The sequence below is a fragment of the Marinoscillum pacificum genome, from assembly GCF_024714495.1.
Taxonomy (GTDB): Bacteria; Bacteroidota; Bacteroidia; order Cytophagales; family Cyclobacteriaceae; genus Marinoscillum; species Marinoscillum pacificum.
Genome location: NZ_JAMZMJ010000003.1, coordinates 18,799 through 32,159, shown reverse-complemented (window position 1 = coordinate 32,159; position 13,361 = coordinate 18,799). Strand labels below are relative to the sequence as shown.

The 13,361-nt window shown below is 40.7% G+C and carries 8 protein-coding genes; 1 reads left to right on the top strand and 7 read right to left on the bottom strand.

The genetic code is table 11. From position 1 onward, the window contains the following. Positions 1-52 precede the first annotated feature (52 nt). From NXS00_RS09450 to NXS00_RS09440, 3 genes are all read right to left on the bottom strand, one after another. Entirely contained in the window at positions 53-1,591 is a 1,539-nt protein-coding gene (locus NXS00_RS09450; RefSeq protein ID WP_258098934.1) for an alpha-N-arabinofuranosidase, read from the bottom strand. A gap of 153 nt (positions 1,592-1,744) precedes the next feature. Beyond that, entirely contained in the window at positions 1,745-3,478 is a 1,734-nt protein-coding gene (locus NXS00_RS09445; RefSeq protein WP_258098933.1) for a glycoside hydrolase family 43 protein, read from the bottom strand. A gap of 349 nt (positions 3,479-3,827) precedes the next feature. Further along, entirely contained in the window at positions 3,828-5,015 is a 1,188-nt protein-coding gene (locus NXS00_RS09440) for a hypothetical protein (RefSeq protein ID WP_258098932.1), read from the bottom strand. Between the two features lie 408 nt (positions 5,016-5,423). Between NXS00_RS09440 and NXS00_RS09435 the strand changes: the two genes are divergently transcribed. Next, positions 5,424-5,879 carry a GNAT family N-acetyltransferase gene (locus tag NXS00_RS09435; RefSeq protein WP_258098931.1) on the top strand — a complete coding sequence of 152 codons (456 nt, stop codon included), beginning with the start codon at positions 5,424-5,426 and terminating at the stop codon, positions 5,877-5,879. Between the two features lie 266 nt (positions 5,880-6,145). On the opposite strand, the gene NXS00_RS09430 is transcribed toward NXS00_RS09435, so the two are convergent. The 4 genes from NXS00_RS09430 to NXS00_RS09415 form a co-directional block, all read right to left on the bottom strand. After that, complete coding sequence (locus NXS00_RS09430; RefSeq protein ID WP_258098930.1) at positions 6,146-6,343, bottom strand: hypothetical protein; 198 nt, start codon at positions 6,341-6,343, stop codon at positions 6,146-6,148. A gap of 165 nt (positions 6,344-6,508) precedes the next feature. After that, positions 6,509-9,340, bottom strand: coding sequence for a TIM-barrel domain-containing protein (locus NXS00_RS09425; RefSeq protein WP_258098929.1), 2,832 nt, complete (start codon positions 9,338-9,340; stop codon positions 6,509-6,511). A gap of 38 nt (positions 9,341-9,378) precedes the next feature. Then, positions 9,379-11,790 carry a glycoside hydrolase family 2 TIM barrel-domain containing protein gene (locus NXS00_RS09420; RefSeq protein WP_258098928.1) on the bottom strand — a complete coding sequence of 804 codons (2,412 nt, stop codon included), beginning with the start codon at positions 11,788-11,790 and terminating at the stop codon, positions 9,379-9,381. 8 nt (positions 11,791-11,798) lie between these two features. Next, positions 11,799-13,316 carry a cellulase family glycosylhydrolase gene (locus tag NXS00_RS09415; RefSeq protein WP_258098927.1) on the bottom strand — a complete coding sequence of 506 codons (1,518 nt, stop codon included), beginning with the start codon at positions 13,314-13,316 and terminating at the stop codon, positions 11,799-11,801. Positions 13,317-13,361: the final 45 nt, after the last annotated feature.

Here is a 13,361-nt window from a genome sequence, read left to right as displayed (position 1 = left end):
AATGAACTTGCAAGGCTTAACGGGTTACTGAAAATTTTAGGAACAAGCTCTACTAATCAAACTGCAGCATCATAACGGAAAATGCAGGAAGGCTTACTATCGTACTTCCCTTTTTACTCTTGAAATCTTTGAACTCCGTTGTTATTACTTTCCGTGGTTGATCAAACGTATTATGATCTCTAATATCTTCTGATTCAATTATTTGACCTTTTATAGTATCAAACTCATAGCCAGACAAATCCAACTTAAGAGCATACCCCTTATCAAGATCCATATTAACCATAGAAACGCTTAACTTCCCATCAGTCTCTGATGCAGAAATAGACAATGCAGGAATTTGATCTTCACCTTTATGATACTCTGGGCTGTCAAATGAAACAGGAATCAAAGTAGCGTCCTGATGTACTGCATACATTTTCATCACGTGGTATGTCGGCGTAAGAATCATTTTTTCTTCTTCTGTGAGAATTACCGCTTGCAATACATTAACCGTTTGTGCCAAATTAGCCATCCTCACTCTATCTGAATGATTATTAAATACATTGAGTGTTAACCCTGCAATCATGGCGTCTCGCATGGTATTTTGTTGATAAAGCTGTCCCTTCTCTGGAATTGGAGCATACCACCCACCCCATTCATCTACCACCAAAGCAACCTTGTTCTCAGGGTCGTATTGATCCATGATTTTGGAGTTTTCTGTAATGAATTCATCCATGAACCAGGCTTTTTTCATGGTGCTGAAATACTGATCATCGGTAAAGTCATAAGAAGAACCTTTGTTGCTCCACTCTAACACTGCATAGTGATGAATGGATAACCCTTCCAGTCGTTTCAATGGGATCTGCTTCATTACCTCCACAGTCCAGTGATAATCGTCCCAGCCAGGTCCGACTGCTACTCGAAACAACCCTTCCGTATTACTGTAAGAGGTCATAGCTGTAGCATACTGCTTGTATAAATCAGTGTAGTGATCTACGTCCATGTTGCCGCCACAGTCCCATGATTCGTTGCCAATTCCCCAGAACTTCACATTCCAGGGTGTAGCTCTTCCATTTTCTTCTCTGAGATCAGTGGTGAGATAACTGGTGCCATTGGCATGATTCACATATTGTACCCAATCCACTGCTTCACGCACAGTTCCAGAATTCATGTTGGTCGCCAGGTATGCTTCAGCTCCTAGTTGCTCACATAAATCCAAAAACTCATGTGTACCAAAACCATTGTCTTCACACACATTACCCCACGCCATGTTTTCTGTGGCTAAACGTTGATCTTTAGGACCAACAGCGTCCTTCCAATGATAAGAATCAGCAAAGCATCCTCCTGGCCATCTCAAGTTAGGAATCTTCAAATCTTTCAATGCATCGATCACATCATTACGAACACCATCTGTGTTAGGAATGCTGCTGGTATCACCTACATATAGTCCACCGTAAACTCCTCTACCCAAGTGTTCAGCAAAGTGACCGTAAATATGTTTATTGATCTGATTTGCAGGTTGGTCCGTATGGACTTTTACTTGCACATTCTGTGCGGATAATAGCAAGGAGGTGCTGCTCAACCAAATTGCTAACATATAAGACTTTTTCATTTTTTTGGATTATTAGTAGGATTCAAATGAAAAAAGAAGTCCCTGAGATAACACCCACAAACTCTTCAATACAGGTGAATTGAATTACGTTTAGGATGCCTAGCACACCTCAGGAAAGCTTCTTTCTTAACCAATCAATAAACTATACCTGTGTTAATTCTCTGGAAGTGATGCATTATTAGAAGTAGCATATAAACCAATGAGAGTTCCGGTAAAACCACCAGCTACATTGGTTGACAAGATATCTCCCGAAACGATACCTCCTAAATTCTTAAAAGTCTTTCCATCAGTAGAATAATTAAATTGATAATCATCCCCTTCAGCGGCAACTTGAAGTCGTATCGGTTTCTTAACATCAATTTTGGCCATAGCCACAATCTTGGAAAATTTCTCTCCCTGCCGACCTGGCCACCAGTTGCGCTCTAGCAAAAGCACATATTCTCCATCTATTTTGGTGACTCCAAACACATAATTGGACCCTTCATTTTGCAGACAAGTGATTCCAGCAAGATCATTTTTAGAATCCGGCTGATAGATCATGCTCGTAGTAAATGTGAATACATCATGTTGTTGTCTGTGAAAAAGCGTGGAAGTTGGTTTCAGTTCTCGAATATGTGCGTCAAATGGATTGATTTTTAGTCCTTTTCTGGTGATTTCTATGAAAGCTTCTCTCGGGCCTCTCAACCCAATCCAGCGTGGGTGTAGCTTATCAGAAGTAAAATCTTCGATGATCGTAAAATTGCCATTCTGAAAATACTTCCCGCTATGCGTTTCGTTAACCACTCCTTCAGGCATTTTTAGTTTGGGCTCCAGTGGCACTAGTCCATTTTCAAAAACCGGAAATATGCCTGACCAGTCAACCGGCAGTATAAACGTCTCACGTCCTGTATTCACTCTACCCGACTTATTCGGCCTAACAGCCAAAAACACTCCGTAATACTGATCATTAGGCCCCTTGATGATATCAGCATGCCCAGCCCAATCCACCATGTTTGGTCGGTCTTTTGGAAAATGCCTTTGCGTAAGAATAGGGTTACTCGGAGCAGGAACATAAGGTCCTTTTGGGCTGTCACTGATGAAAACCACCTCACTATGCCAGCCTCCAGTACCACCTTCGGCACTCATTAAATAATACTTCTCACCCTTTTTATAGAGATGAGGAGCCTCAATCCAAATAGGCTTTTTAGCTATATCAACCCCGCCATCTATAATGATGTGATCTGTACCAGCAATCACCTGATCTTTGTCTACATCATACTCCCAAATTTTGATAACTCGGTGTCCATTATAGCGTTCTTTCGCCTTTTCTGGAGCATCATTATGAACCACATACGCTTTGCCATCATCGTCAAAAAAGATGCATGGATCTATTCCCTGAAAGTCCAACTTGATAGGCTCGCCCCACCCCTTCCAGGGGTCTTTGGTTTTTACAATGATATTTCCCAAACCACCAGCAAAAGCCGTAGTAATCATGTAGAATGTATCATTGTACTCATTGTAGGTGATACCTGGAGCATAAACGCCTTCACTGATGCCTGTATCATGCAGATCTAGTTGAGACACACGATCCAACACATGACCGACTTGAGTCCAATTGACCAGGTCTTTGGAGTGAAAAATGGGAACTCCCGGAAACATAGCAAAGGAAGACACCACCATGTAATAATCATCTCCCTTGCGTGTGACAGCTGGATCCGGATAGCATCCCTGCAAAATAGGATTATAAAACTCACCTTCTTTTAAAGGGTAATCATTATATACCTGATCGTTTCCTTCGTAGACTACTTTGGAAAATACTGGTGCGTTCTTTTGACCAGTAGCAGTCAATAGTAAACAACTCGCGGCAAGTGAGGTGAGCCACGATTTTAGTATCATTTTTTTCATCATTATTGAATCAACTTAACTACATCAAATTGTTAGTCTAGCTTCTCCTTCTTGCTATTTCAGAAGAAGGAACCTACTTAGGCTAATTTACGCAATCGATTGTGTTTAATTAAAAAATGATCCATTTATTAATCCTTTATCTATCAAACTTTTAAACAGGTAGACCTGACACTACAGAACACCTTGGGTATTTCAAGATGATGTACCCCAAAACATGAAGAATTTGAAGAGCTGATCATTCTGAAAGCTATTTCACTATACAACCTCTCAGCTTGTCAAGGTTTTGAATGTACTATTTACCAACAAAAAAGCCGAGATTTTCGTCCCGGCTTCCATTATAGTTAGTTCTGACCTATTGAATAATATCTAATCGATCTCCAGCCGCCTTCATATGAGTATAAAACTGCAGACAGCTTTCAGCATATCCTAAATTATTCATAAGAGTTGGAGGTAAAAACTGATCGTTCTCAACAATGCCACCTTCAAAATCCAGGGTAGCCTTAGGAAAATACTCCAGGTATTGACCAGCCTTTTCTAAATCACCTACCCATACTGCTCCAGCGATGATATTCATTCTTAAACCTTCAACTGCGTTCTCCTCCATTTCAGAACCTCTTTCATCAAGATATTTTTCCCATACGGGTATCGCTTTTATAAAGAAGGCATCGACATCTGATTTTGGAGCTCGCTTTTTGGCACTCAAGGTATGAAATTTAGCATAGACCGTAAAAAACTCATCCTGAAGTTCTATTAACTCCTTGTAGTCTTTTCCTTTAACACCAAAAAGACCCATACCAATATATTCAAGTCGCTTACCAAACTCTGCATTTAAGGCCCAATTCGCATAAATCGCAATATTCCGAATAGTTGGCTTCCATTCTCCCATCATTCTGCGGATAAGGACATCCTTCATTTCTTGCTCTGATTTAGCCATAGCTATGGACGTTTTATAACCAAGATCAGCCATTAATTGCCCCTTGGTAACGTTATAAGTTGTCAACTCATGGTCAATTTCTGTACTCCAGATCACTCGTCCTTGCATATCTGTGATCTCCACACGAGAGTCCAATGCATATGTGTACAGAATTTCATCAGCATTCATTTGCGACAATTTGTCTGACGGTTCAGGAACCTTGATAAACCGGACATCATCAATATTAAGGTTTATCATGAAATGAGGACTTTTGGACAATTCTTCGAGAAAGGATGGGTTACCATCAACCTCCTCAATATACTGTCCATTAATTTTCAAATTAGCACTTGCTATCGGCTTGTATGCAAAGTATTTATCCCTTTCATACGCAGCTTTTGCCTTTTCTTTATCAAGATCATAATACATTGGGCTATATCTTTCCATTTGCTCATAAGTGAATGGATACAGGTCCGTATATATCGAAGCTATATAGTTACCACCGGAAGTCTTCAATCCCGATTTGGGCTGTATTTGATAATTGATAACCCATGGCTTTACTGCTTTTTTCTGGGCAATTAAAGTTGAAACAATGATCACTCCGATCATTGTCATTAACATCTTTCTCATAGACATTTTTATTAGTTGTTATTATGTGGCCATCAAGCTACGTAAAATTTCTAAAGTGCATAGCGCATAACTTAATTGATACAGAAAACAATCCGTTGAAGTTGATTAATCCATTAGGTTTTATGTCATCAGAAAGAGCTAAATATTTCGCAATAAACCTATCAAACGCAAAAAGCCCTCCTCACGTCTTGAGGGGGGCTTTTTATTGAAACATACTTGTACAATTTTATACAGAGTACATTTTTATATACGGATAGGTATCTGCTTTAGGTTTAAAGTATCGATGAATCATCCAAATTCTTCAATGAATGGCACTCAGCTATTATCAACTGCATTTTAAAAGGACAATCAACTTTCCTTTCAATCCATTGGCCAATATTCATTTCATAGGTGATATTTACTATCATTATGATTATTAAACGCACAGATCACAATTCCATAGATTTCCAGGCACTCATCAAGCTACTTGACCTGGATCTAAGAGGAAGGTATCCTGATGATCAGGATGACTATGATCAATACAACAAAGTGGATACGATAGATCATGTAGTAGTTGTTTATGATGAAGAAGATCGAGCGGTGGGATGCGGTTGTTTTAAAACGTTTGATGCAGATTCAGTAGAAATTAAAAGGATGTTCGTTCATCCATCTTCCCGGGGTAAAGGAATTTCAAAACTTGTACTCCAAGAGCTAGAAAAATGGACTCTTGAATTGGGTTATAAGAAAACAGTTTTAGAAACGGGAACTAAGCAACATGAAGCCATTGGACTCTACACCAAACTGAATTACAGCAGAATCCCTAATTATGGCCAATATGCGAATATGCCCTATAGTGTATGTTTTGAGAAGGTTTTGGGTTACTAAGTTTTGCGTTTAAAGCTTGAAACGCGGCAAATTTTGTTTTTTAGAGGAACAATTTTGGCCTTACCAATTTGTACGCTATAGCATGACTTAGTTGTTTAATTGCCCGGTGAATAAAAATGACTCCATTCTCGATTTGAGGCTAGAAATGGAATGAAGCAAATATTAAATCTCTAATTAACATTAGTATTATGGACATAAAAAAACCGATTGAGTTGCCCTAAGCAATCACAATCGGCTAGACTTTATTTCAATACAGGTTTAGAATGCTATTTCTTTTTGACCAGCATCACGACTCCTACAATAAGTATTACTACACTCACTATTACAGGAGTCCAGTTGGCACTGCTTACCGCTACATCTATTCCAAGAAAACTAAAACTCTCAGAATCCTGCGCAGCCTGCATTCCAAAAATAACTGATCCTATTAGCCCTAATATTGTAAGTATACCTCCTATTATTTTCATATCTATGTTTCAATGTTTAATTATATAACCCACACAACGCAACATTGTTTACATGCCTCCATCAAACAGCAAGTGCCTGTATTTAAAAAGCCAACCACTTTTCAGCAGTTGGCTTTCATTCCTAACAATTATCCAAAATAAGAGAGCTTAATCGCTCTCAATCTCTTATAAATCCACTACCTGGGAGCTACCATCATAGCTCACCTCCTTATAGTTACTTAAGTTATCTATCGTATTTGGATGGTCTTTGTCCACCACAATCACTCTGAAAGTTCTGCTTTCCAACATGCCATCAAAGCTTCCTTTGCTATCACCGATAGTTAATTTTCTAGCAGTGTCATCCCAATCAATTGGAATAGTGGCATATTGACCTTTTTCATAGTCGTAGTTAGTGCCCTCATCTTCATACAAATCAAACGATGCATCAGCACCCGCAAACACCATGATCGTAATTGGATCGGCTGGTTTTTCATCGGTGTATTCAATTTCTGGTCCATGCAGAAGAATGGATCCAGCCTTAGCAAACATTGGCATGCGCTCATAAGGAGCATCTGCTTCTATGGTTTGTCCTCCAGCCAGGTATTTTCCTGTATTCACATCATACCATCCTGCAGACTTTGGTAAGTAAACCGAACGGCTTCTTGCACCATATGCTGTTACTGGGCACGCCATCAACGATGGACCAAACATATATTGGTCACCAATATTGAATACGTTCTTATCAGAAGCAAAGTCCATAGCCAATCCACGCATGATGGTGTAATCTTTGGTATAAGTCCAGCCTGCCAACGAGTAGATGTATGGCATCAACTGATACCGCAGTTTGTTGTAATAAACCTGTGATTTGTACATCGGATGATTCTCTGGTGCCAGGTTAAACACCTCACGGTAAGGAAACTGTCCGTGAACTCTAAACAATGGAACAAACGCTCCAAACTGGAACCAACGCGCATTCAACTCACGCCATTCTTTCATGTCTTCGCTTCCTTCTACTGCATTTTCATAACGTTTCTCCACACAGAAACCACCGATATCCTGAGTCCAGTATGGAAGTCCTGACATAGCAAAGTTGATCCCAGCAGAAACTTGTGCTCGCATGTCTTCCCAACGTGTACCAATATCACCACTCCAGGTAGCCGCACCATATTTTTGAATTCCAGCAAAACCAGATCTCGTTAAAATGAATACGCGAGTATCGTTATCTTCGGATCGCTGGCCTTCATATATACCTTTAGCGTTCATTAGTGCATAGGCATTGAAATACTCTGTAGATGGACCTAATGCTGTTGGAGTGCTCAATTCCTTTCGGTAATCCATGCTGGCATTGGATAAAATATCTGGTTCAGAAGCGTCCATCCACCAAGCGTCAAAGCCTTTGTCGTACAACTTGGTTTTGATCTGATCCCAGAACAAGTCTCTAGCACCTTGTGAATATGCATCATAGAAGGAGCCAATGTAACCTGGATAAATCCAATCTCTCACACTGTCTTCGACAGCCTGAGTATACATCCAACCCTTTTCATCAAAAGCTTTGTAGTGATCTGTGGTATAATAGAATTTCGGCCAAACCGAGATCATCACACGTGCATTTTGCTCATGAATTTTGTCAATCATCCCTTCCGTATCCGGGAATCTATCTAAATCAAAATCATGACTTCCCCATGCATCTTTAGGCCAATAAGACCAGTCCACCACTATGTTGTCAATTGGAATGTGTCTTTCACGGAATTCATCCAATACATCCAATAACTCATCTTGAGTTTTGTAACGCTCTCTACTTTGCCAGAATCCCATCGCCCATTTTGGCATCACCTGAGCTTTTCCGGTTACGGTCCGGTAGCCACTGATCACATCATCGATGGAGTTACCAGCCATGAAATAATAGCGAATATCCTGACCCATTTCTGAGTTGAACGTCACTTGATTTTGTTGTTTTTCAGTTCTCGGAGATAAGGCCTTCAAGCCAATGTAAGAAACGCCTCCATCTGGAATCCACTCCAGTTTCACATCATACTTCTCCCCTGCGTTCATGTCCACATTAAACTTCGCTACTGATGGGTTCCATGCGGTTCGCCACTGATCAAACTTCAAATCTCCATTGACCCAAACCTTGGTGTAACCAGCATAGTAACATAGAAATCTAAACGTTCCTGACTCATCAGCGGCAAGTTGACCTTCCCACACGATTTTAGCATTGGCAAAAGGAAACCCTTCTGGGAATTTCTCCACGGTTTCCAGATTTTCATAGTCAATAGTAGACTCTACTTGCTCGATGAAGACGTGATCTGAATTTTTATCATCGTAATAGGTAGCTGTCAAACCACCTGGATTACCTGCTTTGTCATATAGTGTAAACTGATCCAGGTTGCTGTACGGTCTTTCATCACCAAAACGAGTCAATGAATAGTTATCCCAAAGCAAACCGTAATTAGCTGTTGACACAATAAATGGAATAGACACCTTGGTGTTGTATTGGAACAGCTCCTCGTTTTTTCCTTTGTAATTGATTTCATTTGCTTGATGCTGGCCTAAACCGTAAATGGCCTCATCGTCCGGAGAGTCAAATGACTGTCTCATTGTAAAACCGGACTTACCTTCTACCGTAATTGGACTAAATGATCGCTTGTCCTCACTAATGATTGCATTGCCATCCGCATCCTTATAGGAGATCTGACCAGAAGTCGCATCAATCAAAACCGTCAGAGCTGCAGACTTTAATTCTACTCCTTGTACCGATTCTGAAACTGAGAAGTCGACCTTCTCGACTTTATAAGCATCAATGAGACTTTCGCCTGCATCAAACTCAGCGTCTGCACTGGCTTCTACCTTCACAATATCATCTTCAACAAATGTTACGCGAACTGCTTGCTGATTTGGCAGCACCAATTCTACTCCATTGTCTACGGCCGTATAACTCGGTTTTTGCTCACATGAAATGGATGTTAGTACCATTACCAACAAAACCAACTTCATGAATGCCCTTCTGGTGGATTTCATATTCTCAATCATCTTATTCGTTACTTTCTAAGGTCAATCTATTTCGAGTTAATTACTATTTTCTGAGTTGGGAGTCCGTCGGCACTTGCAGTCAGCTCTATTGCACCAGTCTTTTTAGAACTCTGAATAATGGCCAGACACTTTCCTGCCATGGCGTTCATTTTATTTCCTTTGAGTGATAAGTGACTGGTTGGATCACCATTATCTACACCTACAATTTTACCTGGACCAGACAATTCAAACTGCACCAAATCGGTCGCATACGGAACAATATTCCCATCTGCATCCAACACATTCACTGTGACGTATGACAAGTCATCTCCATCTGCGGTTATCACATCTCGATCAGCAACCAACTCCAATTTAGCTGGTTCGCTGGCTGTTTTCATGGTCTTTTTCAAGACTTCCTGACCGTCTTTACGAGAAATCACTTCTACTGTACCGGGTGTGTATTCAAGTCTCCACATCACATGAAAATCATCTTCTCCTTTTTGTTTCACTCCCTGCGATTCTCCGTTTAGGAATAACTCTACTTCGTCGGCATGATTATAGTATGCCCAAATGTCTATTAGCTGTCCATCCTCTTGACCTGCAGGCAGGTTCCAATGCGGAAACGCATGAAGCACAGTGTCTTCCGTCCACTCACTCTGGTACATGTAATAAGTGTCTTTTGGAAAACCTGCTAAGTCCACTATCCCGAAATAAGAGCTTCTACTAGGCCATACATAGGGAGTCGGTTCACCCAAATAATCGAATCCTGTCCAGATGAAAATACCACTGATAAAATCATTGTTTTTCACGATTCTCCAGGTGTCCTCCTGAGTGGATCCCCACGGCGCTCGCACATGGTCATAAGCCGAAACGGTATTGTCTGGATTTCCTTCGGTGAACAGTTTGTCCCAGGCAATTGGCCAGGCACGCACACTATCTGAAGGCATGTCGTAATATCCTCGTGTCGCTAAAGAAGAGTTTATTTCGGTAGCAATAAAAGGCTTACCAGGATGATCCTTTGGCACCTCCAAAAAGTTCTCGTGATGGTAGTTGTAACCTACTAGATCCAACCCTCCATATTTGATCAATGGATTATCAGGACTAATGTCATTGTTCGCTGTAGTGATTGGTCTATTATTGTCAAGCTGACGAACAATTCCAGCCAATTCTGCTGCGATCAAACCTCCAATGGAGTCTTCATGGTTATACTGTTCAATAATCTCATTACCAACACTCCAAACGATGATACTGGGATGGTTACGGTCTCTCTTGATGAAGTCTTTCAAGTCTTGCTCATGCCATTCATCCCAATATTGGCTGTAATCGAACTCGGTTTTGCTTTTAGCCCACATATCAAACATCTCATCCATGACCAGGATGCCCATTTCATCACATAGCTCTAGTAGCTGAGGAGCTGGAGGATTGTGGGCAGTCCGAATGGCGTTCACTCCCATTCCCTGCATGATTTCTATCTGACGTTGAGCTGCTCTTCTGTTGAAAGCAGCACCTAATGCACCTAAATCATGGTGCAAACAAACTCCTTTGATTTTGACAGATTCTCCATTTAGGAAAAACCCATCAGCCACATCAAATCGAATGGTTCTAAAACCAAATGATGTGGTACTTACATCAATGATTTCATTATTTATAAGGACCGTATTTTTTAAACTGTAAAGAGATGGGGACTGTACGTCCCAAAGGGCTGGATTGCTTACTACTAATTCTTCGTTGATTGCTTCGGTGCTATTTGGCAAGATAGTCGCTTCTGTTTCCTGTGCTGCGACCACTTTTCCCGACGCATCAAGAACCTCTTGTTTCAATAAGATCTTCTGGGCATTATTATTGGCGTTGGTAATCATTGTCTCTGTTGAAACATCACCGTTATTGCCATTCACTCGTGGATTCACATAAACTCCCCAATTTGGAATGTATACATTATTGGTATACACCAGACGAACATCTCTGTAAATTCCAGATCCGGAATACCATCTAGAGTTGGGCTGTGGATCATTCGCTACTTTCACTAGAATTTCGTTGGCACCTTCCTTCAAGAAAGGTGTCAAATCATATTCAAAGGAAATGTAACCATTTGGGCGATTGCCCACAGAGTCTCCATTAACCCAAATAATGCTGTTTTGATAGACTCCATCTAACTGGATGAATACCTTGCTGTAATCAGCAGGCTTTTCAAAGGTTTTCCTGTACCATCCTATTCCTCCAGGCAAAGCTCCTCCTCCTACTCCGGCAGGATGATCGGGACTAAAATCTCCTTCAATGCTCCAATCATGCGGAACATCCAAAGTTCTCCATTGAGAATCGGCGGTTGGTTTTTCTTTTGACAACTGAAACTGCCAGTCATCTGTAAAATCAATTACGACACGACTTTTATCTATTTGCTGACAAGAAGCCAACAACACAACCATAGCAATAAACGCCAGGTATTTGAATCTGTTTTTCATTCAGTTACTTACTCTTTTGCAGAAATGATTGCCTCCAATGCATCAGGGTGCGCTACAGAACCGTCAGCACGATTGAACAGACCAGAACCAGTGTCACCTGTGTGTCCGTTGTCCCAATAGACAGGTACCATATCATTTTTGAGGGCTGTTTTTGTTACGTAGTTAAGATAATGATTTCTGGACTCAATGTGCTGATCATAAGCGGCTCCAGATAAATTAGAACGCAGACTTGCTGCATATTCCCCCAAAATGATCGGATATCCCTGATCAACAAAATGAGTTTTTACCTGACCAAAAATATCATCTATCCATTCTTCATCGCCCCATCCTGAATGAGCTGTAGACCCTGCATTGGATTCACCCCAGAGATAGACTCCAGAATTGGCATCTAAAGTAAACTGATACGGATCATAAAAATGCACCTCAACATGCAAGCGGTCTTCAATATTATCTTCTGGAACTTCAAAATAATTAATTCCTTGAGTAATGTTTGTATTGAATGTTTGCACCACTAAATGACGGTATGAATTGCGCCCTCCGGTGGCTCTCACCGTATTGACAAATGTCTGATTAAAGGAATTCTGAACCTCTACATTTTCCAAAGAAGGATCACTATAGTCTCCATCAACGTGCACTTCATTAGTTCCTGCGAAGAGTAAATGATCGTCATAATCTCTAAAGAATTTGGCAATCTGTTTCCACATGATCTCCTGTCGTTCATTAAGTTCATCCTGATTTTCGTAGAATGGATGATCCAACCATCCACCATCCCAATGAATGTTCATGATTACATACATGTCATTGTCCAGAATGTAGTTAACAACCTCTTCTACACGGAGTTTCCATTCGTAACTAATATCATAAGTAGCCTCATCATCAAACTGATGCGACCAGGAGACAGGCAGTCTAATGGTGTTAAAGCCTGCTTTTTTAATGGAATCAACCAATTGTTTGGTAATTATGGCGTTTCCCCAAGAAGTTTCGTTTCCCGAAAGGATTCCGTCATTGAGAATGATAGCCTCCAAAGAATTGCCCATGTTCCACCCTATTCCCATTTCAGCAGATAATTCCATCGACGTAATGGAGCGCATGTCAGTGTTGTCTGGTTCGATAAAATCCTCCAATTCAGGTTCTTCAACAACTACAGCCTCCTCACCAGCTTCTTGATTTATGGTAATTGTTATGGCTTCAGCGTCTGCTGCGGTTAGTTGAAATGTTGTTTGACGCTCCGCTGTAGTTTCATTCTCTGTTGCGGTTATCGTAACTGTTGCATTGCCTTTAGTTGACTGTAAAGAAGGCTTTGCCCAGGAGTCTGCCTCATATTGCAATTTCCAAATAACATTACTACTGATCGCAATTTCCTGAGTGCCTCCTTCGGCTACAAATGATAAACTAGAGTTGTCTACAGATAAAATAACTTCCTCTTCAGGATCTGGAGAAGGTTCGTCTCCTTTGTTGCATGCTGTCAATTGCATAAGCAACAGAAAAACTGCAAATAGCAGTACATATTTCAATTGATTGGTCATTCCTTGATTCTGATTCAGTGTAAAAGAAGACCAGAATCAGACTAT

Bases quoted from the DNA above. Each gene is read 5' to 3' on its own strand.
- NXS00_RS09450 (WP_258098934.1), bottom strand. From the start codon at position 1,591: ATGAAAAAGTCTTATATGTTAGCAATTTGGTTGAGCAGCACCTCCTTG.
- NXS00_RS09445 (WP_258098933.1), bottom strand. From the start codon at position 3,478: ATGATGAAAAAAATGATACTAAAATCGTGGCTCACCTCACTTGCCGCG.
- NXS00_RS09440 (WP_258098932.1), bottom strand. From the start codon at position 5,015: ATGAGAAAGATGTTAATGACAATGATCGGAGTGATCATTGTTTCAACT.
- NXS00_RS09435 (WP_258098931.1), top strand. From the start codon at position 5,424: ATGATTATTAAACGCACAGATCACAATTCCATAGATTTCCAGGCACTC.
- NXS00_RS09430 (WP_258098930.1), bottom strand. From the start codon at position 6,343: ATGAAAATAATAGGAGGTATACTTACAATATTAGGGCTAATAGGATCA.
- NXS00_RS09425 (WP_258098929.1), bottom strand. From the start codon at position 9,340: ATGAAATCCACCAGAAGGGCATTCATGAAGTTGGTTTTGTTGGTAATG.
- NXS00_RS09420 (WP_258098928.1), bottom strand. From the start codon at position 11,790: ATGAAAAACAGATTCAAATACCTGGCGTTTATTGCTATGGTTGTGTTG.
- NXS00_RS09415 (WP_258098927.1), bottom strand. From the start codon at position 13,316: ATGACCAATCAATTGAAATATGTACTGCTATTTGCAGTTTTTCTGTTG.